Origin of the sequence: Bifidobacterium [indicum] DSM 20214 = LMG 11587, from assembly GCF_000706765.1 — a bacterium.
Taxonomy (GTDB): Bacteria; Actinomycetota; Actinomycetes; order Actinomycetales; family Bifidobacteriaceae; genus Bombiscardovia; species Bombiscardovia coryneformis.
Genome location: NZ_CP006018.1, coordinates 1,170,659 through 1,195,004 on the forward strand (window position 1 = coordinate 1,170,659; position 24,346 = coordinate 1,195,004).

Consider the following 24,346-nt stretch of genomic DNA (forward strand, 5'->3'; position numbering starts at 1 on the left):
GTCTTTCCCATGCAAGCACGCCTCATAGACCCCGGGATTCGCTACGTCAGATCCTTGGGATCCATCTGGAATTTCAATTCCTCACGTCCTCGTTTGGCGTAGTACTCCGACAGCCCTTCCCTGAGTCGATCGGCCAGGAAGTCACGCTTCTCCAAGGGGACCCGGACCAGGGCCCGGACACGATCCTGAGTCCCCTCCAGCTGCCTGGCCGCAAGGGTCTTCGGGGGTGGAATCGGTACGGGGCCCAGCATGGATGGAACCTCGCCTTCCTCGGTCCGAAGCAGGGACAGTTCACCCGTGGTCGCCCCGATACGGTCCAGTATCCACATAACGGCCTTGCGTCCGCCCCAGACCGTAGCCAGGGAGCAGGACGGAGGCATTCCCGTCATGCGCCTGTCCTCCAGCTCGGCTCCGGCCAGGAGGGGGCTCCTCCATGTAACCAGGGCCTGGGCCAGCTGAGGGTCCGTCTGCCCCAGAAGGAGGACCTGCCCCCCACTGTCGCGAGACCGGCAAAGGGAGGCCGCACGCATCCAGGACGACAGGGTATCGACACGGGCATCCACACCCAGTGCATACAGGCTGGTCCACGCGTCCAGTATGGCGACGGCGGCGTATCCTGCCCGATGGGCCTCGGGAAGAGGGTCCTGCCCGGAGGCATCACCAGCACCGTCGCCCCCACCTCGCTGAATCACAATCGGCTCGGCCCCTGGTGTGGCGATGACCAATCGGGGCTTCTGATCCACCTCGAAGACCGGCCCCCGGGGTTGACCTGGCGAAGAGATGAGAATGGGGACGTTACGGAAGAGCATCCGCAGCTCCTGGGCTGTTCCGGCCGCCCCGACCCTGATCACCCGCAGCCGCTCCCCGCCGCAGTTCGGGCAACTCCAGTTGGTGGCCGCTGCACCGCACCAGGCGCAACGGGGTGCAGATTCACGGTCGGAGCGGAGTGGTCCTGTACAGCGCGGGCAACGAGCCTGGTGGTGGCAACGGGCACAACTCAGGGCCTGGCTGTATCCGTCCTGGGGAATCGACAAGAGGACAGGACCATCATCCAAGGCCTTCCGGAGTGCGACGACTGCGGTGTGGGGTACCCTGGCACCGATTGTGGGGTCGGCCAGACGGGACAGTTCCTCCCTGTTCAGCCATCTGATCCAGGGCAGACGGTCCCTACCCGGGGTGTGTGCAGAGTCCAAAGGACGAATCGGTCCGGTAACGCCGGAGCCAACCTCCTCGGCCTCCGGAGTACTCTCCCACTGGGAACGGACGCTCCTTGACCGCGCCAGGGCAAGGAAGACGCCACCATGGGACTTGGCCCGGAGCCTCAGAACCCCCCTGGCATTGGCATAGGGCATCATCCCATCGGCACTCTGATAGGCCGCGTCGTCCATGACCGCGAACAGGGCCGGACCTTCCACCGGGGCATACATGGCCGCGCGGAGCCCGATGACGCATCGAACCTGACCGGAGGCCAGGGCCAGATAGGACCGATATCGTTCTGCCGGGGCCATGGAGGAATCCAGGATGGTGTAGTCCCCTGCCCAACCCGGCCCGCCGGGGTCGCCACCGCCTCCTGTCCTAGGACCGAAAGGCACCAGTCCCAAGGCCTGCAAGGCAGCGGAAAGGCGCTCAACCACCTGCATATCCGGCAGGACCATAACGGCCGACCTCCCGGACAAGAGGGCAGCGGCCAGGGACCAGGCTGCCAGGTGTTCGGCGCGGCCTGGCCCCGGCCCTATATCGGCAAGGAAGGCGGAGAACCCATCGGATTGCAGGGCCTGGTCAAACTCCTCAAGGCGGTCGTAATCCCGATTCAGGTCGGCCCTTGCATCGGTTGCAGCCCGGTCCAGCCCAGCCACCCAGTCAGTGTCGGAGGCCAGCCTGGGCTGACCTGGAACCAGCTGCTGCTCCTTGTCTATCCGTGCCACCCTGGGGGGTACGGCCAGGCGGAGGATATTGGCCTCTGTACCCCCATAGGCCCGCGCTATCAGGGTGATGTCTTCCCGCATGGAGTCCGAGACCAGGGCGTGGGGGGTGATGACACGCTCCAGGTAGCGAAGGGACGACTCGGGAACCTCACTGGTCGACTGCCGCCCCCAGATCACCCCGTTGATCAGTTGACGTCCAAAGCGGACCCTGACCAGGGACCCAGGTTGTGCACCCTTGTCCTGATCCTGGTCGACGAGATAGTCAAAGGTGCCCCCCAAATGGGTTGCCTGGACGTTCAGGACCACCTGGGCCACCGGATCCTGGCCGGCAGGGGTTCGGCGCCTTGCAACGCGTGGCTTGCGCGGCTTCCCCTGGGCAAGACCATCCAGGACAAGCTGTTGGGCATCAGCCTCACTCATCGGCTCCGACCTCCTAACGTGCTTCTTATAATGCCGGGTTCATGACCCGGTGGGCGGCCTGCCTCCAGGATATCCGCACCGACGCTTATTCGTGCCTCCAAAAATCCTGATGCGGAATCGGCACCTACCGGGAAGGGCCTGCCCCCGCTCCCTCATCGACTACACCAGACCCCGATATGAAAGAACCACGACCGCCCCAGGTTCCTCCAGGAGTGCATCGTGGTCCGTGGATTCCTTGTGGTCCTTACCTGTCCATGCCGACGGCGGCCTTGAGTTCATCGACCTTGTCGGTCCGCTCCCAAGTGAAATCGGGATCGTTACGTCCGAAGTGCCCATAGGCCGCGGTCTTTGAATAGATGGGACGGAGGAGGTCAAGCTCATCGATGATGGCGGCGGGCCTCAGGTCGAAGACCGTGCGGACGGCCTGCTGAATCCGCTCGCGGGTCACCCCCTCCTCGGTGCCGTATGTCTCAACGTTGACGCTCACCGGGTCAGCCACCCCGATGGCGTAGGCCACCTGGACCTCGACGCGATGAGCCAGACCGGCGGCAACGATGTTCTTGGCTACCCAGCGAGCCGCATAGGCCGCGGAACGGTCGACCTTGCTCGGATCCTTGCCCGAGAAGGCTCCGCCACCATGATGGGCAGCCCCACCATAGGTATCGACGATAATCTTGCGACCGGTCAGACCAGCGTCAGCGGCAGGGCCGCCCAGAACGAAGGAACCGGTAGGGTTGATCAGGATGCGGTATCCCTGGTGTTCGATGGAATCACCGCACACCTCGTCAAGGACAGGGGTGATGACATGCTCCACAAGCTGGTCCAGCAACCAGTCGTGGTCAACCTCCGGGTCGTGCTGGGTCGAAATGAGAACCGTGTCGACGCGAACCGGTTGGTCGTTCTCGTCATATTCGATGGTGACCTGGGTCTTCCCATCGGGACGCAGGTGGGGGACGATGTCCTCCTTGCGGACCTGGGACAGGCGGTAGGACAGCTTATGCGCCAGATAAATCGGGAGGGGCATCAGGGTGTCGGTCTCATCGCAGGCGTATCCGAACATGACACCCTGATCGCCCGCCCCCTGGGACTCGTACCGCTCCTCACGGGTGGCTGCGCTCTCCTGGGTTCCGCTCAGACGGGCCACGCCCTGGTTGATTTCCTGGCTCTGCTCGCTCAAGGACACGGTGACACCGCAGGAGTCGGCATCCAGGCCGATTTCAGAGGAGGTGTATCCGATCCGACGCAGGACCGAACGAACCTGGCTCTGAATGTCGGTATAGCCCTGCGAGGAGACCTCTCCGAAAATCAGGAAAAGCCCGGTCGCGGCAGAAGTCTCCACAGCCACATGGGAGTGGGGGTCCTGGGCTATCAGATCGTCGAGGATGGCATCCGAAATCTGATCGCATACCTTGTCGGGATGTCCCTCCGTCACGGATTCAGCCGAAATCAACCGTCGTTCTGCCATTACAACCACCTCTTGCTTTCTGCGTGAACGACCGACTCAGCCGTGGGACGCTTCGATTCCCGAGCCTTCCCCGTATATACCGGTGTATAAGGGCAGACTCAGTTGCCTTCGCTCAGATCATCCTCGCCCAGGGTCTCCTCCAGCAGTCCTTCATCGATCTCGCGGAAGGCGATGGAGAGGGGCTTTTCCTGGTTCTGGTATTCGACCAGGGGGCCGACGTTCTGCAGCAGGCCCTCGTTGAGCTGGGTGAAGTAGGAATTGATCTGGCGGGCGCGCTTGGCCGCAAAGATGGACAGGGCGTACTTCGAATCGGCGTGCTGCATCAGATCGTCGATGGGAGGATTCGCAAATCCCTGTGGATGGGGCTCGGTGCCAAATGCCATAAGTTCATACTCCAATTCAAGTGGATGAACAACCGTTCAATCGGTCACGATTCTACCGCTCAGGTTGGATATTCGGAATGAGTGTTCACATCCGGACGAAGATTGCCGTATTCCACTATGCGGCCATGCTCCGGCACGGTCCTGGCCCGGTCACTTGAATAAGAATATGCAGATGAGATCAGCCAAGTTGATGAAGGAACGTGAGTTCGCGGGCGCCCGTGCTCTCTATCGTGCCGCCGGCGTCAAGGGTGAGGACTTCGGCAAGCCCATCGTGGCCATCGCCAATTCCTTCTCGGAGTTCGTTCCCGGCCACGTCCACCTGAACAAGGTGGGCCGACTGGTCTCCAAGGCCGTTCAGGCAGCGGGTGGCATTCCCCGGGAGTTCAACACCATAGCCGTCGATGACGGCATCGCCATGGGCCACACCGGCATGTTGTACTCCCTTCCCTCCCGGGACATCATCGCGGACGCCGTCGAGTACTCGGTCAACGCCCACTGTGCCGATGCCCTGATCTGCATCTCCAACTGCGACAAGATCACTCCTGGCATGCTCATGGCGGCACTGCGGCTTAACATACCGACGGTTTTCGTCTCCGGCGGCCCCATGGAATCCGGCCGAACGGTCATGCCTGATGGAACGGTCAAAGAGAACACCGACCTGATCGATGTCATGTACGCTTCGGCCGACGACGCCGTCGACGACGAGGGGATCCTGGCCCTGGAGAAGTCCGTCTGTCCAACATGCGGCTCCTGTGCAGGTATGTTCACCGCCAATTCCATGAACTGCCTGACCGAGGCCATGGGCCTGGCCCTGCCCGGCAACGGCACCACCCTGGCTTCCCACACCGCCAGGAAGATGCTCTTCGAAAAGGCCGGCAGGATGGTGGTCGAAATCGCCAACCGGTACTACCAGGAGGACGATGAATCCGTCCTCCCCCGGGCCATCGCCACGAAGGAGGCCTTCGAGAACGCCATGACCATGGATGTGGCCATGGGAGGGTCCACCAACACGGTCCTGCACATTCTGGCCGCAGCCCAATCCGCCGACGTGGACTTCACCCTTGACGACATCGAGCGCATCTCCCATACGGTTCCCTGCATCTGCAAGGCATCACCGTCAGGCGACTGGGAGATATCCGATGTTCACAGGGCCGGAGGCATCTGCGGCATCCTGGGTGAGCTCGACCGGGGCGGCGCCCTGCACCGGAACACCCATTCCATCGACTACCCCGACCTGGAGTCCAAACTCGGAGAGTGGGACATCATGCGCCCCACCTGCCTGGACGAGGCCAAGGAGCTCTACCACGCTGCTCCCGGGCACATCACCTCCCCCGAGCCCTTCAACCAGTCCAAGGAATGGGACGACCTGGATACGGACAGGGTCCACGGAGCCATCCACGACCTGGAACACCCTGCGGTAACGGAGGGTGGTCTGGCCATTCTCCGGGGCAATCTGGCACCCGACGGGTGTGTGGTCAAGACCGCCGGTGTTCCAAAGGAGATATGGAACTTCCGCGGGCCGGCCCTGGTGGTGGAGTCCCAGGAGCAAGCCGTCGAAGTCATTCTGAACGGCACCCTGAAGAAGGGCCAGGCCCTGGTCATCCGCTACGAGGGTCCCAAGGGTGGACCCGGTATGCAGGAGATGCTCTACCCGACCTCCTTCGTCAAAGGCAAGGGTATCGGCAAGGATGTGGCGCTTCTGACCGACGGGCGGTACTCCGGCGGCTCCTCGGGTCTCTCCATCGGGCACATCGCCCCCGAGGCGGCGAACAAGGGACCCATTGCCCTGATTCGCACCGGCGACATGATCAGCATAGACATCCCCAACCGACGGGTGGACGTGGAGTTGACCGATGAGGAGATGAGTCAACGACGCGCGGAGGTGGAGGCCGGCGACGGTTATGTGGCCCACCGCGACAGGAAGGTCTCCCTGGCCCTCAAGGCGTACGCGGCCTTCGCCAGATCCGCCGACAAGGGCGCCACCAGGGACCCTGAACTGATCAACAGGCTCTCCGGGTTGGAGTGATTGCGCAGTAACCCGATATTGCAAGTGCCGCACCGGTATTCGGAAACCAGTGCGGCACTTGCAATATCGCTCTCGGAGAGCGGGGACCGCGCAGGCCGGGGCAGACGGTCGGGAACCCTGCGCCCATGACTGCGGATCACCGCATATCAGGCCGGAAGGTCATACTCCCGGCTGATAATCTGCCAGAGCGCATCGGAGGCCTTCTCCACGGAGTCATTGACGACGACCACATCGAACTGGTCCTTTGCCGCCAGCTCGACCTTGGCGGTCTCCAGACGCTTTTTACGCTGCTCCTCGTTTTCGGTCCCCCGCTTGTTCAGCCGGATGACCAGATCGTCAAAGGTGGGCGGGGCCAGGAAGACATAGACCACATCCAGACCCAGCTCCTCGGCGCGTTGACGTACCCGCTGCGCCCCCTGAAGGTCGATTTCAAGAATGGTGGGCACCCCTGCCTCCATATGCTCCAGAACAGGCTTGAGCGGGGTGGCGTAGTGCGACATGCCATGCACCAGGGCACTTTCAAGGAACTCGCCGGCCTTGTCCTTCCGGGCGAACTCCTCTTCATCCATGAACCAGTAGGTAATACCGTTGCTCTCACCCGGGCGGGGTGCGCGGGTCGTGGCCGAGACCGAAACCCATATCTGCGGGTGTGCCGCGCGCAGTGCCGCCTCTACGGTCCCCTTGCCGACCGCCGTCGGACCAGTCAGGACAATCAGCCTCCTACGCCCCTTGCCCTGGGTGAGAATCCCTTGATCTGATTCCCTGACGGCGTCACTGCTAGCTGACATGAATCTTCCTTTCCGCAGACGGCCCTGATGAGCACCTACACAGCCAGAATAGCGGGGACCGGGAACGGATCGGGGCACTGCCCCATCCGTTCCCGGCCCCCGTGGCAAACCAATCATCCGGTCCTGCCCCTACATCATCGGTGCAGGACGACCAACCGGTTCGGTTCTGGTCCTATGACCAGGCTCCGGTCTACCGGCCCAGACCTTCCAGCTCCAAAAGACGCTGGGCGTGTTCCTGGATGCTCAGCACCTCGTAGTCGCCCGTCTTGACGGCATCGATGGCCATCAAGGCGGCAGAGAACTCGGTGATGGTCGTGAACTGGGGAATATCCGCCGCGATGGCCGAGACTCGTATCAGATAACCGTCGGAGCGGGAATCCCTGGAACTCGGGGTGTTGAGAATCATGTCAATCCGCCCCTCCTCAATCAGCTGGACGGGGTTTCCTCCCATGCGCCTGACACCATCATCCTCACCGGGGCCGGATGCCTGGTCGGCAGAACCTGCGGTGATCTTGTCCACCACGGCCACATCAATCCCGTACCTGCGCAGGACGGATGCCGTTCCCTCGGTGGCGCAGATGGTGAAGCCCTGTTCCTGGAGTCGGGCGGCCAGTATGGGCAGCTGGCGCTTGTCCGAGTCATTGACCGAGAGGAAGACCACCCCGGAGGTGGGCAGACCGCCCTCGTAAGCAGCCGACTGGCTCTTGGCGAAGGCGTGGGGGAAGTCCCTGTCGAAGCCCATGACCTCACCGGTGGAACGCATCTCGGGCCCCAGGAGGATGTCAACCGTCCTACCGACCGGTGTCCTGAAGCGCTTGAAGGGCAGGACCGATTCCTTGACCGCCACCGGCTGCCCGACCCGGACCGTACCCCCGTCCTGGATGGGCAGGAGGAGACCGTTGGCCCGCTGCTGAGCTATGGTCTCCCCCACCATGATCCGGGCCGCCGCCTTGGCCAGGGCGGTGCCAGTGGCCTTGGAGGCGAAGGGGACGGTGCGGGAGGCTCGGGGATTGGCCTCGATGACGTAGAGGGTGTTGGCCATGAAGGCGTACTGCACGTTGATCAGGCCCCGGACCCCACAGCCCTCGGCAATGGCCTTGGTGGCCTGTCGAAGTCGCTCGATCTGGTCGTCGGAGAGGGTGGACGGGGGCAGGGTGCAAGCAGCATCACCGGAATGGACCCCGGCCTCCTCCACGTGTTCCATGATGCCGCCGATATACAGATCGCTACCGTCGTATAAAGCATCGACATCAACCTCGATGGCATCCTGAAGGAACTTGTCGATCAGGAGGGGTGAGGGCAGGCGGCCGGAGACCACCGTATCGGCCTTGGCTTCCTGTAGGGCCCTGTCAACATATTTCTCCAGCTGGTCATCGTCATAGACGATCTCCATGCCTCTGCCTCCCAGCACATAGGAGGGTCTGACCAGTACCGGATATCCGATGCCATGTGCCGCTTCCTGGGCCTCCTCCAGGGAGAGGGCCGTGCCATACCTGGGTGCGTTCAGATGTTCCTTCTTCAGAACCTCGCCGAAGAGCTCGCGGTTCTCCGCCAGGTCGATCGACTCGGGACTGGTACCCAGGATGGGCACACCAGCAGCCTTCAGCCTGGCCGCCAGGGAGAGCGGGGTCTGGCCGCCCAGCTGGACGATGACACCCTTGACCGGGCCCATCTTCTTCTCGGCCTGGTATATCTCCAGTACATCCTCGAAGGTCAGGGGCTCGAAGTAGAGCCTGTCAGACATGTCGTAGTCGGTGGAGACGGTCTCGGGGTTGCAATTGACCATGATGGTGTCATAGTCCTTGCCCAGTTCCTGGACCGCGTGGACGCAGGTGTAGTCGAATTCGATGCCCTGTCCAATCCTGTTCGGACCGGAACCCAGGATGATGACCGCCTCACGGTCCCTGGGCCTCAGCTCGGACTCATCGGCATAGCAGGAGTAGTAGTAGGGGGTTGCCGCATCGAACTCGGCCGCGCAGGTGTCGACGGTCTTATAGACCGGGTGGATGCCGAAGGCACCGCGCAACTCGCGGATGACGGACTCCCCCTGGTCTCCCAGACCACGCAGATGGGATATCTGCAGGTCGCTCAGCCCTGCCTGCTTGGCCCGGCGCAGGAGATCATCATCGAGGAACTCACTGCCACGGATCTCCATGGCGAGCTGATTGATCAGGCTGAACTGCTCCAGGAACCAGCGGTCGATCTTGGTGGCCTCGAATATCTGATCTATGCTGGCCCCACCCCAGAGCGCCCGCTGGATCTGCAGATAGCGATGCTCCGTGGGAGTGTGCATGAGCTCAAGGAGGCGGTCCACCTCGGTCTGGTCGGGGCGTGGACCGTCCCAGTCGAAGGTCATATGCCGCTTGTCGATGGACCGCATGGCCTTACCCAGGGATTCCTGGAAGTTGCCGGCCAGGGCCATGGCCTCGCCCACAGACTTCATGGAGGTGGTCAGGGTGGTGTCTGCACCGGGGAACTTCTCGAAGGCAAAGCGCGGAATCTTGGTCACCACGTAGTCGATGGTCGGCTCGAAGGAGGCCGGGGTCGACCTGGTGATGTCGTTCTCGATTTCATCCAGGGTATAGCCCAGGGCCAGCTTGGTCGCAATCTTGGCGATGGGGAACCCGGTCGCCTTGGAGGCCAGGGCCGAGGACCGCGAAACGCGAGGATTCATCTCGATGACGATGATGCGCCCATTGTCGGGATTGACGGCGAACTGGATGTTGCAGCCACCGGTATCGACACCCACACCACGGATGATGGCGATGCCGATGTCACGCATCTTCTGATACTCACGGTCCGTCAGGGTGAAAGCAGGAGCCACGGTGATGGAGTCGCCCGTATGAACACCGACCGGGTCGACGTTCTCGATGGGGCAGACCACGACCACATTGTCATTGCGGTCGCGCATGAGCTCCAGCTCATACTCCTTCCACCCCTCGATGCCCTCCTCAAGCAGGACCTCATCGGTGGGCGAATAGTGGATGCCTGCACCGGCAATTCGGTGAAGCTCCTCCTGGTCATGTGCGATGCCGGATCCCAGACCACCCATGGTGAAGGAGGGACGCACCACCAGGGGGTAGCCGAGTTCATCGGCCACGGCATCAGCCTCATCCAGGGTGTGGATGATTCGGGACCTGGCGGACTCGGCACCGGCCTCGTCCACAACCTTCTTGAAGAGCTCCCTGTCTTCTCCCCTGTCGATGGCCTCAAGGGAGGCACCGATCAGCTCAACGTCGTACTTCTCCAACACACCGGCCTTGCCCAGGGCTTCAGCAGCGTTCAGGGCCGTCTGCCCGCCCAGCGTGGGCAGGATGGCATCGGGCTTCTCCTTGGCGATGATGCGCTCCAGGAAGGGAACGGAGATGGGCTCGATGTAGGTGGCATCGGCCATCTCGGGATCCGTCATGATGGTGGCTGGGTTGGAGTTGACCAGGATTACCCTGATTCCCTCCTCCCTGAGGACCCGGCAAGCCTGGGTTCCCGAGTAATCGAATTCGGCAGCCTGACCGATGACGATGGGGCCGGAGCCGATGACCATGACCGAATGGATGTCCTGCCGCTTAGGCATGTGCCTTCCCTCCCTTGGCGTTCCGCATCAGATCGACAAACCGGTCGAACAGGTAGGAGGCATCGTGCGGCCCGGCCGCCGCCTCCGGATGGTATTGGACCGAGAAGGCCGGAATGTCAAGGCACTCCAAGTCCTTCCACCACATCATCGTTCAGGTCGATGTGCGAGACGCGGACGCGACCATAACGACCGTCTCCGTAAGGGGCCGGAACCGGCTCGCCCTTGGGGGCGTCCACGGCGAATCCGTGATTGTGGGCGGTTATCTCCACCTTGCCGGTCGTCAGGTCCATGACCGGCTGGTTGATGCCACGATGACCGAATTTGAGCTTGTAGGTATCGAATCCCAGAGCACGCCCCAGGAGCTGATTGCCGAGGCAGATCCCGAAGAAGGGCAGCCCGGCATCCAGGACCTGTCTGAGGAGCGACACCTCTTCGTTTGCGGTCGAAGGGTCGCCTGGACCGTTGGAGAAGAAGACCCCGTCAGGCCCCAGGGCCCGTATCTCCTCGATGGTGGCATCTACGGGAAGCACGTGGACCCTGCACCCACGCTCAGCCAGCCGGTAAGGTGTCATGGACTTGATTCCCAAATCCACCGCCGCCACCGTGCAGACGGGCTCTTTCCCCTCATGGTCTCCGACCGGTTCGACGATATAGGATCCATCCGTGCTGACCTCGCCGGTCAGGTGGGATCCACTCATCTGGGGGGCCGAACGGACCTCATCGAGGAGTTCCTGCATGGTTCTGGGCATGCCGCCATCGTTGAGCATGATGTCCGGGCCTGAAAAAATGCCGGCTCGCATAACACCTGCAGAACGCAAGTGCCGCACGAGCCGGCGAGTGTCTATGTGACTGATACCGACGATGCCCTGATCGACCAGTTGGTCATGGAGACTGCCCCGGGCCCGCCAGTTGCTGACGTTGGGGCTGGGTTCCCGGACCGCGTATCCAGCCACCCAGATCCTGTCCGACTCCCCGTCCTGGTCGTTGACACCGGTATTGCCGATGTGGGGGAAGGTCTGTACGACGATCTGCCGAGCATAGCTGGGATCCGTCAGGGTTTCCTGATACCCCGTCATCCCGGTCGAGAAAACAATTTCACCTATGGTAGTGCCCACCGCTCCGAAGCTTCTCCCCAGGTACACTTCCCCATCCTCAAGGATGAGCAAGGCCCGATTGGAAAAACGGCTATCGGAGGTGATGGCGTTGGTGTCCTTCAGGTTCACCGAACCCCCTTGATTACCGTGGATATTCGAAACCACACTAGTCAGACCCGTGGATAACAACCACGCATCCGAACCGCGCAGCACGGTTCCTTTTCACTTCTGCATCCGCTGCGGTTCCTCACGGTCCGATGGGCCGAAACGGACGACGGCAGAGAGGTCATACAAACAGGAACGTGCGGTGGCCCGGCTGTATCCGCCAGGCCACCGCACGTTCAGTATCGGCGAGCCATGTCACATCACGATGGTCTATTGGTCGGAAGACTCACCATATAGTTCTTCCGGCATGGTCAAAGTCAGATCGGCAAGGGAAACTTCCTCACCCTGAAGACCATTGTTCTCGTCCTCGTTCGTCGTAACATCTGGATCGAAGCCATCACCCTTACCCGCCGAACCATCAATCTGATGTTCGGACTCATGGGTGTCTTCGGCATCTATCCCGGAGATTTCCTGTTCTGCCTTGTCGGCCTCGGCAAGTGCCAGGTCGGCAATCCTGGAAGCCTCCTGACGACGGACCGTCTCGGCTTCCTCATGCTCGGATTCCTCATCCTTTTCCTGCTGAACCGCGCTGAGCAGGCCATGTATGAAGGATGGGGCATCAGAGTCCGACAGACTCTTCGCCAGGGAAAGCGCCTCGTCTATCGCCACCTTGTCGGGCACCTCAGGGTTGTAGAGCATCTCCCAGGCCGCGATACGCAGGAGATTCCTGTCGATGACATGCATCCGGCCCAGGGGCCACCTGGTCGAGTGGCGATCGAGGGTGGCGTCGATACTCCTCTTGTGCTCGGCAACGCCGCGGACAATCTGGATGGCGTAGTCGGGCAGGGGTGTCTGGGCCCCTGGATGGGCTATGCGCTCATCGAGCAGGGACAGGATGTCCTGTCCCTTCTCATCCGCTTCGTACAGGGTGTTCAGCGCCCGCTTACGGGCTGTGGAACGTGCCATCTATTCGTACGGCTCAGTTCTCGCGGCCCAGGTAGGAACCGTCGCGGGTATCCACCTTGACCTTCTCACCCTGCCCGACGAAGAGGGGAACCTGGATTTCGGCTCCGGTCTCGACCGTGGCGGGCTTGGTACCGGCATTGGAGCGGTTGCCCTGCACACCGGGCTCCGTCTCGGTCACGGTCAGGACCACGGAGGCCGGCAATTCCACGGAAAGGGGGTTCCCGTCATGGAAGCTGATGATGCAGTCCGTGCCCTCAAGCAGGTAGTTCTCCTGGTCCCCGACCAGGCTGGCGGGGATGTTGACCTGATCGTAGGTGTTCATATCCATGAAGACGAAAGCGTCTCCATCACGGTAGGAGAACTGCATGGTCCTGTTGTCCACCGTCTCGAATTCCATCTTCATACCGGCATTGAAGGTACGGTCGACGATCTTGCCCGAAAGAACATCCTTGATGGTCGTGCGGACGAAGGCCGGCCCCTTGCCGGGCTTGACATGCTGGAACTTGATGACGGTCCAGAGCTTGCCGTCCAGGTTGATGACCGATCCGTTCTTGATGTCGTTTGAAGTCTGTGCCACCTTGATACCACCTATCTCATGAATGACTGGGGCGGGAATCCGCAAGGGCCGACGCTCGGCCCGTTCCTCCAGCTCCCAAACGGCCCTCCCATGGGGATGACCTGCTCGCGTTGAATCCTCGCCTATTATGCCACGGTGCATGAACACACGAACCTTCGGGGCAATCTCCCCTATCGGCAGTCCTGTACGACCGGCCAAGCAAGGCAAAGGGTCCGGAACGCCGAAGCGCGCCGGACCCTTCAGTTTCGGATGGGAATCAATCCCGCCCGAGTACAGCTACTAGTCGATGATCTTGGTCACTCGACCTGAACCAACGGTGTGGCCGCCTTCACGAACAGCGAAGGTCAGACCCTCCTCCATGGCGACGGGCTGAATCAGCTCGACGGTGAAGGTGGCGTGATCGCCGGGCTGGACCATCTCGACACCATCGGGCAGGGTGATGACACCCGTCACGTCGGTGGTGCGGAAGTAGAACTGAGGACGGTAGTTGGAGAAGAACGGCGAGTGGCGTCCACCCTCGTCCTTGGTCAGCACGTAGACCTCGCCCTCGAACTTGTGGTGAGGGGTCACGCTGCCGGGGGCGGCCAGAACCTGACCACGCTCGACGTCCTCGCGACCGATGCCGCGCAGGAGCAGACCGGTGTTGTCGCCAGCCTCGGCCTCATCCATCTGCTTGTGGAAGGTCTCGATGGAGGTGACGGTGGTGGACTGGGTGTCGCGGATGCCTACGATCTCCACGGTGGAGTTCACGGGCAGCTTGCCGCGCTCGACACGACCGGTCACCACGGTGCCGCGGCCGGAGATGGTGAAGACATCCTCGACGGGCATCAGGAAGGGCTTGTCCAGGTCGTGGACAGGGGTGGGGATGTAGTCGTCGACGGCATCCATCAGATCCTTGACGGTCTGAACCCACTTGTCGTGATCGGGAGCATCATCGTGCAGAGCGCCGTAGGCGGAGGTGCGGATGACGGGGCAATCACGATCGAAGCCGTTCTCGTCGAGCAGGTCGCGGACCTCTTCCTCGACCAGCTCGATCAGCTCGTCGTCCTCGACCATGTCGCACTTGTTCAGTGCAACCAGGATCTTCGGCACGCCGACCTGGCGGGCCAGCAGAACGTGCTCACGGGTCTGTGCCATGGGGCCGTCGGTGGCGGCGACCACGAGGATGGCGCCATCCATCTGGGCGGCACCGGTGATCATGTTCTTGACGAAGTCAGCGTGGCCGGGGCAGTCGACGTGGGCATAGTGACGCTTCTCGGTCTGGTACTCGATGTGCGCAATGTTGATGGTGATGCCGCGCTCCTTCTCCTCCGGAGCAGCATCGATTGCGGCGAAATCGTACTCGGGGTTCACATCAGGGAACTCCTCGTGCAGCACCTTGGAGATGGCCGCGGTCAGGGTGGTCTTACCGTGATCGACGTGGCCGATGGTGCCGATGTTAACGTGCGGCTTAGTCCGCTCGTACTTTTCCTTTGCCATTGTGTTTGTCCTCCTGGACGTTCGTAGTTTGCCTGCACGAACCACGCACAGAGCACTCGCTACATATTACTGGGTAATTGGGTTCTTTGCCAGTTATGCCCTCCGCCCAGTCAGCGCTACAAGAGTGTAGCGCTGACTGGTGACAGAAAACGCCTGACGGTGCGGTCCGCCGTGTCGGCGGACCTGACGAATCACTCGCCGCGCTGGGCCTTGATGATCTCGTCGCTGACGGCCTTGGGGACCTCAGCATAGGAGTCCATCTGCATGGTGAACATGGCGCGTCCCTGGGTCTTGGACCTGAGATCGCCGATGTACCCGAACATCTCCGACAGGGGCACCTTGGCGTCGATGACCTTGACGCCGGTGGCGTCGGTCATGGACTGGATGGAGCCACGGCGGGAGTTGATGTCGCCCATGACGTCGCCCATGTACTCCTCGGGAGTACGGACCTCGACAGCCATGATGGGTTCGAGGATCACGGGCTTGGCCTTGGGAGCGGCCTCCTTGAAGCACATGGATCCGGCGATCTTGAAGGCCATCTCCGAGGAGTCGACCTCGTGGATCTGACCATCGGTCAGGGTCGCCTTGACGCCCACAACCGGGAAGCCTGCCAGAACGCCCGACTCCATGGCCTCCTGCACGCCAGCATCGACCGAGGGGATGAACTCCTTGGTGATGTGGCCGCCGGTGACCTTGTTGTCGAAGACGTAGGTCTCGCCCTCGGTGGTGTCCAGGGGCTCGAAGTTCATGAGCACCTTTGCGAACTGACCGGAACCACCGGTCTGCTTCTTGTGGGTGTACTCCTGGTTCATGACGGGCTTGCGGATGGTCTCACGGTAGGCGACCTGGGGCTTGCCCACGTTGCACTCCACATGGAACTCACGACGCATGCGGTCAACCAGGATGTCGAGCTGGAGCTCGCCCATGCCGGAAATCAGGGTCTGGCCCGACTCCTCATCGGTCTTCACCTGGAAGGTGGGATCCTCCTCGGAGAGCTTCTGGAGGGCGACGCCCATCTTCTCCTGGTCGGCCTTGGTCTTGGGCTCCACGGCCACCTCGATCACGGGATCGGGGAAGGTCATGGACTCCAGCACCACCGGCTCCTTCTCGTCGCACAGGGTGTCACCGGTGGTGACGCTCTTGAGACCGACGAAGGCGTAGATGTTGCCGGCGATGGCTTCGTCGACCGGATTCTCCTTGTTGGAGTGCATCTGGAAGAGCTTGCCGACGCGTTCCTTCTTGCCCTTGGTGGAATCCAGGATGGTGTCACCCTGGGCGATCCTGCCGGAGTAGACCCGGACATAGATCAGCTTGCCGTAGAAGGGGTGGGTCGCAACCTTGAAGGCCAGAGCCGAGAAGGGCTCGTTCACGCTGGGCTTGCGGTCCATCTCAACAGACTCGTCGCCAACCTTGTAGCCCTTGATGGCGGGAATGTCCTCGGGGCTGGGCAGGAAGTCGACAACGGCATCCAGCATGGGCTGCACACCCTTGTCCTTGAAGGCGGAGCCGCAGAAGACCGGGAAGGCGGTCTGGTCGATCGTCATCTTACGAACGGCCTTGCGAATCTCCTCCTCGGAGATCTCTTCGCCACCCAGGTACTTCTCCAGGAGCGCCTCGTCGGACTCGGCGACGGCCTCAATGAGCTCGGTCCGGTACTGCTCGGCCTTGTCCTTGAGATCGTCGGGGATGTCGATGGTGTCGTACTTGGCACCCAGATCGGCCTCGTCCTTCCAGTAGTAGGCGACCATGCGAATCAGGTCGACCACGCCGTGGAAATCGTTTTCGGCACCGATCGGGAGCTGCATGACGAGGGGCTTGACACCCAGCTTGTCCTTGATGGTGTCGACCGAGTAGTAGAAGTCGGCACCCAGCTTGTCCATCTTGTTGATGAAGCAGATGCGGGGCACGCCGTACTTGTCGGCCTGACGCCAGACCGTCTCGGACTGGGGCTCGACGCCCTCCTTGCCATCGAAGACGGCGACGGCACCATCGAGGACGCGCAGGGAGCGCTCCACCTCGGCCGTGAAGTCCACGTGGCCGGGGGTATCGATGATGTTGATCTGGAAGGTGTCCTTGGTGTCGTGCGACTGGCGGTTCCAGAAGGCCGTGATGGCGGCGGAGGTGATCGTGATGCCACGTTCCTTCTCCTGGTCCATCCAGTCCATGGTGGAGGCGCCGTCGTGGGTCTCACCGATCTTGTAGTTGACGCCGGTGTAGTAGAGGATGCGCTCCGTCGTCGTTGTCTTGCCGGCATCGATGTGGGCCATGATGCCGATGTTGCGGACCTTGGTCAGGTCCGTGAGCACGTCTTGTGCCATAATCCTGTGTTCTCGCTCTCTTCTGATTACCAGCGATAGTGGGCGAAGGCCTTGTTGGCCTCGGCCATCTTGTGGGTGTCCTCGCGACGCTTGACCGCTGCGCCCAGACCGTTGGAAGCATCGAGAATCTCGTTGGCAAGACGCTCGGACATGGTCTTCTCACGACGGGCCCGGCTGTAATCGGTCAGCCAGCGCAGGGAGAGCGTGTTCGCACGGTTGGGCTTGACCTCAACGGGGACCTGGTAGGTGGCGCCACCGACACGACGGCTACGAACCTCCAGGCTGGGACGGATGTTGTCCAGGGCGCGCTTGAGCACCGCCACAGGCTCCTGGTCGGTCTTTTCCTTGACCTGCTCCAGCGCCGTGTAGACGATGTCCTCGGCGATGGACTTCTTGCCGTCAAGCAGAATCTTGTTGATCAGCTGGGCCACCACGGTCGAACCGTAGATGGGATCGGGCAGGAGCTGATGCTTTTTGGCTGGTCCTTTACGTGACATGGTTTACTTGGCCTTCTTTGCTCCGTACAGGGAACGTCCCTGCTTGCGATCCTTGACTCCCTGGGTATCCAGCGCACCGCGCACGATGTGGTAGCGCACGCCGGGCAGATCCTTCACACGACCGCCGCGCACCAGCACGATGGAGTGCTCCTGAAGGTTGTGACCCTCACCAGGAATGTAGGCGCTGACCTCAACACCAGAGCTCAGGCGGACACGGGCCACCTTACGCAGTGCCGAATTCGGCTTCTTGGGGGTGGTGGTGTACACACGGGTGCAGACGCCACGACGCAGCGGGCTGCCCTTCAGTGCCAAGGTCTTCGACTTGCGAGGCTTGGCCTTCCGTCCTTTGCGGACGAGCTGTTCAATTGTTGGCAACTGATTCTCTCCGATTCAGTAGGTGTCACTCTTGTTCGTTCCTCTGTGAGGCCGCCGCACTGCAGCCACAGTCACCCGAACAGACGGGAGAAATCAGCCACTGTCCACCGGCCCGATGGCCCCTTGCCCTCCTGCAGGACATTACTGCCTGCAATCCACGGACTTGGGGATATCCCGGCCCACACACCTGTGACATAAGGCATGCTGCCGGCACACACAAGTTATCAGTATACCATCACGTGGGACAATCCCGCTCCCCTTGTCCCCGGCCGGTTTACGCGGCTGTCTCTTGAATCGGCATGGTATCGGTCAAACATACAGGACGACCTAGGTAACCCTTTGTCCTATAGAATCCCGGTGAGATAGTCACGCAGAACCAAAGCATGGTTGACCAGAGGGTCTTTGGCGGCATAAATCAGTGAAGTACGGTCATTCCCTCTGACAATGGCCAGAAGGTCGGCAACTGCCGGATTCCCATCCAACTCGGAACGGTATCGGTCGGCGAACTCCCGGAATCGCTTCGGATCATGCTTCCACCATGTGCGCAGGCCAGGGCTCGGTGCCACATCCTTGAGCCAGCCGTCCAGGGCCGCGGCTTCTTTGCTGACCCCTCGCGGCCAGAGACGGTCCACCAGAATCCTGACCCCATCCTCCTTGTCCGCATCCTCGTAGACCCGCTTGATTCTTACCTCGCCCATTACTGTGCACCTCCCGAATCGACTGGTTGATGACGATTCCAGACTAGGTGGCAGTCGGCTCGTAAGGAAGCGTTTCGCGAGGCTTTTCCTTGTTCGGAATCCCGCGAAGGCATATGGTGGAGACCATGAGCCAGGGACCGGGAAAAGACACTGCAAGCGACAACAGTAGTCATGCGAGTGCCGTTGGAGGGACTACGATTGCCAAGCCCCCACAGTCCGACCGGAAACCAAGCGGCACCCGTTCGAATACGCTCCGCCGGTGGATTCCGAACCAGCCTGGTGCCTGGGCCATGGCTCTTATGCCGCCACTGGCAGGAACACTCATGGGAGGCGTCTCCTGGCGTAACCTCCTCCTGCTTCTTGCATGGGTCCTCTGCTATTGCACGGAATTCACCACCGCACGGTGGCTGACCTCCCGTATGTCCAAGCGCTTCCTGCCTCCCGTTGCCGCCTATGCAGCCGTGACCGCCGTTTTCGGCCTTGCCCTGCTGGTTACCACACCCGGTCTTTTGCGATGGGTTCCTTTATATATGGTCCTGGCGGCCCTGACCTTCCTGGCCGCCTGGAGACGTGTGGAGCGGTCATGGTGGAACAACCTGGTGTCCATCATCGCCGCCTGCACACTATGCCTGATTGCCTACTCGCTCGGGTCCGGCCCCCAGTCACAGGCGACCCACTCCCCTGACGTATACTTCGGCTGCCCACCGAATCCAGCCGTCAACTGCTTCAGCGAAGGACTCTTCCCCGCACAGGCATTTCCCCCGGTTGGTCTGGTGGCTACGCTTATCTTCGCCTATACCGAGTTCGGATCGGTGCTTTATGTGAAGTCCCTGGTTCGCGAGCGCAAGCACCTATGGTGCACGGTGGCCTCCGTGGTATGGAATCTGATGCTGACAATCGGTGCCGCGCTAGTCCTGCCGGAAGTCGGATTCTGGCCCCTATTCGCGGCGCTCATCCTGGTGATTCGCGCCGCGGCACTGCCTGCAATCGCCAGGAGGCACCGTATCCCCATCAAGCAGGTAGGCATGGTCGAGAGCATCGCCAGTCTCGTGGTCTTCCTGGTGACCATCGGAACTGCCGGGCCAATCACATCCACCCTTCAAGGAATGGGGCTGTTCCTTTAATACCAGGGTGGCATCCCATCCCACCGTGGTGCCACTTTTCCTTGACGCGCGCCCCCTACCCCGGCGAAATACTCATGCGAGGGTAGAACTGTTGTATGGCTCCTTCACGGCAAACACACCGCAAACAGGGTTCATCATCGACCGCCCATCATGAGGCGGCATCGATGCAACATGTGACCCATGGTTTCGGCCCGGTGTGGGATTCACGGTCTCAGGTACTGATTCTCGGTTCCATGCCCAGCCTCATGTCCCGCAAGGCCGGCTTTTACTACATGTTCCCACGCAACCGTTTCTGGCCGGTACTGGCCGCCCTCTTCGACAGCCCTGTACCTGAACCGGACCCCGACGTACGCCGGCGGTTTACGCTCGAGCATCATATAGCCCTCTGGGACGTCATCCAGGAATGTGACATCCATGGAGCCAGCGACGCCAGCATCACCAACGTCATCCCCACTGATATCAGCAGCATCCTGACTGCGGCCCCCATCCGTACTGTATTCACCACAGGACGGAAGGCGGGGCAGCTCTACACCCGCTACTGCCAACCCGCTCTCGATGCCATCGGGCTCGATATACCCATGGTGAATCTTCCCTCGACCAGCCCAGCCAACGCAGCCAAAAGCCTGGACGACCTTATTGCGGATTACGTCCCGATAAAAGCTGCCTTAGAGGCTTGAGATTGATCCGAATCACTATGATTACAGCGGCAATTCATAACATCGTCCGTTTCCCTCTCTGGATGCCTGAACATAGATTGGAATCCCGGCGTGCCAAATCCGGATATCGTGTATAGTTATCGTTTGTTGTACGGACTCGTGTGACGTGTTCGTTCCATGGTGGCTATAGCTCAGTCGGTAGAGCACCTGATTGTGGTTCAGGAGGTCGCGCGTTCGAGCCGCGTTAGCCACCCCACCTCAAACCCCTACTCCCAACAGGGAAGCAGGGGTTTTACTATATGTAGATTCCGAGCCTGACAATCAAATGTGTGACCCATGTGTGACCCATAATCGGCAAAACGAAATTCAACGAGGTGTTCCATACTTGCGCTCCAGGTCCCGAACCTCGCTCTCCCTGGCCCCGTACCTGATGGAGACGATATCCCTCTCCACCTGCCGGTGCAGTCGGGCCAGGCGTTCGCGTTCCTGTCTGGTCAGTCCCGGCTGGTGTTCCTGGTCGATGCTCTGGTAGAGGTGCTTGTGCAGGAGGACCGGGAGTCGTTCTCTCCGGTCGGGAGGAGCGGGGATGTAGTCGGAGTGGTGTCGGGTATCCGCGAAACGTCATCGGGGAAATAAACCATACCTGGACGATATGGCGATTGCGTCACGGCATCGCTCTCTTGGCTTAGGCATGAAAGGCCCCGCCGAGTGGGATTCAGGACTTGTGTCCGAGAGGCAGGGCGGGGGACAATCGGTTTCTATTTTACACGCACTATCCCGGTGTCGATGCTGAATTACAGAACGCAGAAAACGCCCCCCCGCTCCGGTCTCCCGGAACGAGGGGCATGTGCCAAGTAGCGGTTATTTGCCTTTAACCTTCATAGGCTGTAAGGCGGACCCGAAACGTGCACGAGTGAACTAGGCACCGATGAGGGCTTCCATCTTTCCCAACTTCTTGGTCAGTTTTTCATTCTCCTCACCCGGCCCTAACTGTATCTCTTCGTTGTACAGATCAAGGGTGCAGGGAAGACTACCCGGTACCTCGGCAATCTTGCTTTCGCTCAGAGCCAGGTACTCAAGGAATAAATCGATAGCCGCATCGCCGTTCTGCCATTCCTCAGGATCGGCAAGATCCACTATCTTGGCATCGGGAAGTTGGGAGCTTCCACTTCTAGAGGAAAGAAAACTGACTCCCTTGGCCCCGTGCACGAAGACGTTCGCATCGCCACCTATCGCGTCGCACCGCTCAATTAGCAGGCCCAGGGGTTCCTCACCCAAGGCACAGACGATGGGATAGTCTCCGTTGTCATCCCTGACAGTGAGCATATTGTCCAAATAGCCGTCACTGATGCTTTCGCTGACTGTCGATTGGAAAACACACAGCCTAGCTGCCCGATCGAATAATTGCCCTGACTGCGATTTCCGCAACTCGTTCTTCATCCCAACCCCCTCCTTCTTTCCTTGCAAATCCAAGCGCTGGCTCAATTCCGCAAAAAATGAGCTGTGTCTTCGCTCTTGCCTTCTTGACGTCTTCGCAACAGCCCAATCGCATTATCTCAATGTACCGCCGCTTTTCCCCGCTCGGCGGCTTGTGCCCCGTGGGGTGCATATGGCACACACTATGATTGCAATCCACTTCGGCTGCACTCCACCCAGACTCAACATCATCATCGCTCAACAAGGAAACGCCAGTATAGAATTTCTGCAGAACTGGACCACACTTCCAGGTTTTGTAGATTCGCAGGGCATTTAATGGGTGCCCATAGACGTCATTCACTTTGCTGTACCAGCGTTTGGTCTCGCATTGGTCTTCCGGAGCAGGTTTGAAGCCCGATTCGTGACGCTCATGTGCTTCCCGTCGAGTCATAGTCACATATTACAGCAGACACGCCGTACATTTGTAAACACCCAGTTGATGGGGTAAAGCCTACCTGAAACACAGAAAGCGCCCTCGCTCCCGGGCTTCCGGCGGCGAGGGCGCTTGTGATTGCTTGGGCTACTTGCCTGCGAGCTGCTTGATGCTGGCCCCTGAGTCCACCTCGGGTAGGCCTGCGATGCTGGTCAAAAGGCTCATGACCGCGGCCAGGGCGGCGGTTCCTGACACCAGGGGCCAATCCACCGTGCCGATGGTCGCGGCACTGACGGGCACAGCCGCCACGGCGGCCTGGGCTGCGGTCTTGGCCGCGCGTACGGTGGCGGCCTTGGACCATTCGACGATGCCCGACATCGACCGGGACGGGCTCGGAGCGGCTTGCTGGGACATGGTGTCCATCAGTCTGGCGAGCTCCGCCTGGCTGAGGGGGGGGGGTCATGGTCGCCGGCCCGGTCTGTCCGGCATTGCCGGGCAGGGCCTGGGCCAGGTCCGCAGGTGCCAGGGTGGTGGCTTGTGTGGTCTCGTTCATCCCCGGGTCCCCGGACAGTGCGACACAGATGATCAAGTTCTACGGACATTCGCTGGGCGATGCCGACTACTCGTATTTCCAGGCCATATTCGACGAGGTGAACCTCTACGAGAGCAATACGCGTCTAATCTTCTATTACAACAAGAGCCGTCCGAATACAACGCTTCAAGAAAAGGCCGTGCAGGAGGAAATGTTCGAGAAGGTCAATCGTCTCATCACCGCTTACGGTACCACCCTTGACAATGAAGATCACGGCAGGAACCTACTGCACAAGCTGCTCCTGGAAGGCAGACTGACCATCAAGCAGGCCCCCATTAAACGCTGATTACCCTATTCCAGCCTTTCTTAAACGCAGAAAACACCCTCGCTCCGGTCTCCCGGAGCGAGGGTGCACGTACAGCTACCCGACCCCCATCGTGTAACAGAACGCCGGGAGAGTCAGGCTACTTGAGTTTGGAATTGACGCTGTTTCGAATATCCCGCAGCGCATACAGCGGGGTCTCCTCAAGGACACCGTTGCCGGGCCCGAACCAGATCTTATCGCTGATGTTCTGGGCATTGCCCAAGGCATCCAGTTTGTGCTTGATGTCCTGCAGAGCGTACTCCACGGTCGTGTTCATGCCGTCCCAGTTGATCGGATCAGTCTTCACTGGCATATCAATTTCTCCTTGCAAATCGTTGTCCCCCGTCCACCGCAGGTAGCAGTTCCACGGGAAGTTATAGTAGTTATTCACATTGGTTTCACCACCGGTCTGGTCGCCGGGGGCACCGGCGATACCGCCGGTCTCGCTGACGGAAGCCTGCGCGATTAGGCCCCCGCCGATGTACACGGCCACATGGTTGGCATCGTTGAGCAGGATGTCACCCGGATAGGGGTTCCCGTCGTTTGATACCCTCGCCCAGCCGCGAGCGGTGAGGTTAGCACTCAAATCCCTGGTCGTATTGGCTGAACCGGTGTCGAAACCGGCCTCGCGTAGACAGTGAATCACCAGGCTAGAGCAGTCACAGTTACCGGCGGCGGGATCGAAATGCCACCGGTCGGACTGCGAATAGCCCATGTTGGCCTGCACGCACCAATATCTCATGCGCTCAATGAATTTTGAGACACTTGCCACCAGGATCACCTCCATTCATTGATTTCATTTATCCTCCTATTGTTTCCGCCCCCGGCCGGACGGCCGGGGGCACAATCTATTTGCCGGCCATCTGCCGGACGCTGGCCCCGGAGTCCACCTCGGGTAGGCCGGCGATGCTGGTCAAAAGACTCATCATCGCGGACAGGGCAGCGGTGCCGGCCACCAGGGGCCAGTCCACCGTGCCGATGGTCGCGGCGCTGGCGGGTACAGCCGCCAAGGCCGCCTGGGCTGCGGTCTTGACCGCGCGTACGGCGGCGGCCTTGGCCCAGTTGGCGAGGCCTGACTGCGACCGGGGCGGGCAAGGAGTGGCGTGCCGGGGCATGGTCTCAGGGTCGGTCATG

The 24,346-nt window shown here is 60.8% G+C and carries 22 protein-coding genes and 1 tRNA gene; 5 read left to right on the plus strand and 18 right to left on the minus strand.

Annotation, left to right across the window (positions count from 1 at the left end):
- Positions 1 to 41: 41 nt before the first annotated feature.
- From BINDI_RS04580 to rpoZ, 3 genes are all read right to left on the minus strand, one after another.
- Complete coding sequence (locus tag BINDI_RS04580) at positions 42 to 2,345, minus strand: primosomal protein N' family DNA-binding protein (RefSeq protein ID WP_033490398.1); 2,304 nt, start codon at positions 2,343 to 2,345, stop codon at positions 42 to 44.
- A 244-nt stretch (positions 2,346 to 2,589) separates the two neighbouring features.
- Positions 2,590 to 3,810 (minus strand): methionine adenosyltransferase, encoded by a 1,221-nt coding sequence (gene metK, locus BINDI_RS04585; protein ID WP_033490400.1) that lies wholly within the window; start codon positions 3,808 to 3,810, stop codon positions 2,590 to 2,592.
- A 98-nt stretch (positions 3,811 to 3,908) separates the two neighbouring features.
- Positions 3,909 to 4,193, minus strand: a complete 285-nt coding sequence (gene rpoZ, locus BINDI_RS04590; protein ID WP_033490402.1) for a DNA-directed RNA polymerase subunit omega — start codon at positions 4,191 to 4,193, stop codon at positions 3,909 to 3,911.
- Positions 4,194 to 4,359: 166 nt separating this feature from the next.
- On the opposite strand from rpoZ, the gene ilvD reads away from it, so the two are divergent.
- The gene (ilvD, locus tag BINDI_RS04595) at positions 4,360 to 6,219 is read left to right on the plus strand and encodes a dihydroxy-acid dehydratase (RefSeq protein WP_033490404.1); all 1,860 of its coding nucleotides are present in this window, start codon (positions 4,360 to 4,362) and stop codon (positions 6,217 to 6,219) included.
- 146 nt (positions 6,220 to 6,365) lie between these two features.
- On the opposite strand, the gene gmk is transcribed toward ilvD, so the two are convergent.
- The 11 genes from gmk to BINDI_RS04645 all read right to left on the minus strand — a co-directional run bounded on the left by gmk (position 6,366) and on the right by BINDI_RS04645 (position 18,687).
- Positions 6,366 to 7,007, minus strand: a complete 642-nt coding sequence (gene gmk, locus BINDI_RS04600; RefSeq protein ID WP_033490406.1) for a guanylate kinase — start codon at positions 7,005 to 7,007, stop codon at positions 6,366 to 6,368.
- Positions 7,008 to 7,197: 190 nt separating this feature from the next.
- A complete protein-coding gene (gene carB, locus BINDI_RS04605) occupies positions 7,198 to 10,578 on the minus strand; it encodes a carbamoyl-phosphate synthase large subunit (protein ID WP_033490408.1) in 3,381 nt (1,126 codons plus the stop codon).
- A complete protein-coding gene (locus tag BINDI_RS07780; RefSeq protein WP_437123898.1) occupies positions 10,571 to 10,708 on the minus strand; it encodes a glutamine amidotransferase-related protein in 138 nt (45 codons plus the stop codon). The genes carB and BINDI_RS07780 overlap by 8 nt, the downstream gene beginning before the upstream one ends.
- Positions 10,695 to 11,777 carry a glutamine-hydrolyzing carbamoyl-phosphate synthase small subunit gene (gene carA, locus BINDI_RS04610; protein ID WP_437123912.1) on the minus strand — a complete coding sequence of 361 codons (1,083 nt, stop codon included), beginning with the start codon at positions 11,775 to 11,777 and terminating at the stop codon, positions 10,695 to 10,697. The genes BINDI_RS07780 and carA overlap by 14 nt, the downstream gene beginning before the upstream one ends.
- Before the next feature lie 270 nt (positions 11,778 to 12,047).
- Entirely contained in the window at positions 12,048 to 12,743 is a 696-nt protein-coding gene (nusB, locus tag BINDI_RS07785; protein ID WP_081830796.1) for a transcription antitermination factor NusB, read from the minus strand.
- A 13-nt stretch (positions 12,744 to 12,756) separates the two neighbouring features.
- Positions 12,757 to 13,320: an elongation factor P gene (gene efp, locus BINDI_RS04620; protein WP_033490946.1), complete on the minus strand. Its 564-nt coding sequence runs from the start codon at positions 13,318 to 13,320 to the stop codon at positions 12,757 to 12,759.
- Positions 13,321 to 13,599: 279 nt separating this feature from the next.
- Positions 13,600 to 14,799 (minus strand): elongation factor Tu, encoded by a 1,200-nt coding sequence (gene tuf, locus BINDI_RS04625; RefSeq protein ID WP_033490410.1) that lies wholly within the window; start codon positions 14,797 to 14,799, stop codon positions 13,600 to 13,602.
- Between the two features lie 191 nt (positions 14,800 to 14,990).
- Positions 14,991 to 17,117: an elongation factor G gene (fusA, locus tag BINDI_RS04630; protein WP_033490412.1), complete on the minus strand. Its 2,127-nt coding sequence runs from the start codon at positions 17,115 to 17,117 to the stop codon at positions 14,991 to 14,993.
- A 26-nt stretch (positions 17,118 to 17,143) separates the two neighbouring features.
- Positions 17,144 to 17,614 carry a 30S ribosomal protein S7 gene (gene rpsG / locus BINDI_RS04635; RefSeq protein ID WP_033490414.1) on the minus strand — a complete coding sequence of 157 codons (471 nt, stop codon included), beginning with the start codon at positions 17,612 to 17,614 and terminating at the stop codon, positions 17,144 to 17,146.
- A gap of 3 nt (positions 17,615 to 17,617) precedes the next feature.
- A complete protein-coding gene (rpsL, locus tag BINDI_RS04640; protein WP_033490416.1) occupies positions 17,618 to 17,989 on the minus strand; it encodes a 30S ribosomal protein S12 in 372 nt (123 codons plus the stop codon).
- Between the two features lie 344 nt (positions 17,990 to 18,333).
- The gene (locus BINDI_RS04645; RefSeq protein WP_033490418.1) at positions 18,334 to 18,687 is read right to left on the minus strand and encodes a DUF488 domain-containing protein; all 354 of its coding nucleotides are present in this window, start codon (positions 18,685 to 18,687) and stop codon (positions 18,334 to 18,336) included.
- Positions 18,688 to 18,812: 125 nt separating this feature from the next.
- Here BINDI_RS04645 and BINDI_RS04650 point away from each other — a divergent pair, with 125 nt between their 5' ends.
- The 3 genes from BINDI_RS04650 to BINDI_RS04660 all read left to right on the plus strand — a co-directional run bounded on the left by BINDI_RS04650 (position 18,813) and on the right by BINDI_RS04660 (position 20,723).
- Positions 18,813 to 19,811: a YwiC-like family protein gene (locus BINDI_RS04650; RefSeq protein ID WP_158332597.1), complete on the plus strand. Its 999-nt coding sequence runs from the start codon at positions 18,813 to 18,815 to the stop codon at positions 19,809 to 19,811.
- A gap of 164 nt (positions 19,812 to 19,975) precedes the next feature.
- A complete protein-coding gene (locus BINDI_RS04655; protein WP_052108806.1) occupies positions 19,976 to 20,488 on the plus strand; it encodes a DNA-deoxyinosine glycosylase in 513 nt (170 codons plus the stop codon).
- 159 nt (positions 20,489 to 20,647) lie between these two features.
- Positions 20,648 to 20,723, plus strand: a tRNA-His gene (locus BINDI_RS04660).
- Positions 20,724 to 21,385: 662 nt separating this feature from the next.
- On the opposite strand, the gene BINDI_RS07165 is transcribed toward BINDI_RS04660, so the two are convergent.
- Together BINDI_RS07165 and BINDI_RS04670 are read right to left on the minus strand one after the other, a co-directional pair.
- Positions 21,386 to 21,907, minus strand: coding sequence for a hypothetical protein (locus tag BINDI_RS07165; RefSeq protein ID WP_052108808.1), 522 nt, complete (start codon positions 21,905 to 21,907; stop codon positions 21,386 to 21,388).
- A 556-nt stretch (positions 21,908 to 22,463) separates the two neighbouring features.
- A complete protein-coding gene (locus BINDI_RS04670) occupies positions 22,464 to 22,730 on the minus strand; it encodes a holin (protein ID WP_237742928.1) in 267 nt (88 codons plus the stop codon).
- 47 nt (positions 22,731 to 22,777) lie between these two features.
- Here BINDI_RS04670 and BINDI_RS04675 point away from each other — a divergent pair, with 47 nt between their 5' ends.
- Positions 22,778 to 23,194, plus strand: coding sequence for a hypothetical protein (locus BINDI_RS04675; protein WP_052108810.1), 417 nt, complete (start codon positions 22,778 to 22,780; stop codon positions 23,192 to 23,194).
- Positions 23,195 to 23,312: 118 nt separating this feature from the next.
- On the opposite strand, the gene BINDI_RS07680 is transcribed toward BINDI_RS04675, so the two are convergent.
- Together BINDI_RS07680 and BINDI_RS04685 are read right to left on the minus strand one after the other, a co-directional pair.
- Positions 23,313 to 23,999: an endolysin-like domain-containing protein gene (locus BINDI_RS07680; protein ID WP_237742929.1), complete on the minus strand. Its 687-nt coding sequence runs from the start codon at positions 23,997 to 23,999 to the stop codon at positions 23,313 to 23,315.
- Positions 24,000 to 24,060: 61 nt separating this feature from the next.
- Positions 24,061 to 24,345, minus strand: a complete 285-nt coding sequence (locus tag BINDI_RS04685) for a holin (RefSeq protein WP_202805343.1) — start codon at positions 24,343 to 24,345, stop codon at positions 24,061 to 24,063.
- Between the last annotated feature and the right edge of the window lies 1 nt (position 24,346).

Excerpts from the sequence above, each read along its gene's own strand:
- BINDI_RS04580 (WP_033490398.1), bottom strand. The coding sequence starts at position 2,345 with ATGAGTGAGGCTGATGCCCAACAGCTTGTCCTGGATGGTCTTGCCCAG.
- metK (WP_033490400.1), bottom strand. The coding sequence starts at position 3,810 with ATGGCAGAACGACGGTTGATTTCGGCTGAATCCGTGACGGAGGGACAT.
- rpoZ (WP_033490402.1), bottom strand. The coding sequence starts at position 4,193 with ATGGCATTTGGCACCGAGCCCCATCCACAGGGATTTGCGAATCCTCCC.
- ilvD (WP_033490404.1), top strand. The coding sequence starts at position 4,360 with ATGCAGATGAGATCAGCCAAGTTGATGAAGGAACGTGAGTTCGCGGGC.
- gmk (WP_033490406.1), bottom strand. The coding sequence starts at position 7,007 with ATGTCAGCTAGCAGTGACGCCGTCAGGGAATCAGATCAAGGGATTCTC.
- carB (WP_033490408.1), bottom strand. The coding sequence starts at position 10,578 with ATGCCTAAGCGGCAGGACATCCATTCGGTCATGGTCATCGGCTCCGGC.
- nusB (WP_081830796.1), bottom strand. The coding sequence starts at position 12,743 with ATGGCACGTTCCACAGCCCGTAAGCGGGCGCTGAACACCCTGTACGAA.
- tuf (WP_033490410.1), bottom strand. The coding sequence starts at position 14,799 with ATGGCAAAGGAAAAGTACGAGCGGACTAAGCCGCACGTTAACATCGGC.
- fusA (WP_033490412.1), bottom strand. The coding sequence starts at position 17,117 with ATGGCACAAGACGTGCTCACGGACCTGACCAAGGTCCGCAACATCGGC.
- rpsG (WP_033490414.1), bottom strand. The coding sequence starts at position 17,614 with ATGTCACGTAAAGGACCAGCCAAAAAGCATCAGCTCCTGCCCGATCCC.
- BINDI_RS04645 (WP_033490418.1), bottom strand. The coding sequence starts at position 18,687 with ATGGGCGAGGTAAGAATCAAGCGGGTCTACGAGGATGCGGACAAGGAG.
- BINDI_RS04650 (WP_158332597.1), top strand. The coding sequence starts at position 18,813 with ATGAGCCAGGGACCGGGAAAAGACACTGCAAGCGACAACAGTAGTCAT.
- BINDI_RS04655 (WP_052108806.1), top strand. The coding sequence starts at position 19,976 with ATGCAACATGTGACCCATGGTTTCGGCCCGGTGTGGGATTCACGGTCT.
- BINDI_RS07165 (WP_052108808.1), bottom strand. The coding sequence starts at position 21,907 with ATGAAGAACGAGTTGCGGAAATCGCAGTCAGGGCAATTATTCGATCGG.
- BINDI_RS04670 (WP_237742928.1), bottom strand. The coding sequence starts at position 22,730 with ATGTCCCAGCAAGCCGCTCCGAGCCCGTCCCGGTCGATGTCGGGCATC.
- BINDI_RS04675 (WP_052108810.1), top strand. The coding sequence starts at position 22,778 with ATGGTCGCCGGCCCGGTCTGTCCGGCATTGCCGGGCAGGGCCTGGGCC.
- BINDI_RS07680 (WP_237742929.1), bottom strand. The coding sequence starts at position 23,999 with ATGGAGGTGATCCTGGTGGCAAGTGTCTCAAAATTCATTGAGCGCATG.
- BINDI_RS04685 (WP_202805343.1), bottom strand. The coding sequence starts at position 24,345 with ATGACCGACCCTGAGACCATGCCCCGGCACGCCACTCCTTGCCCGCCC.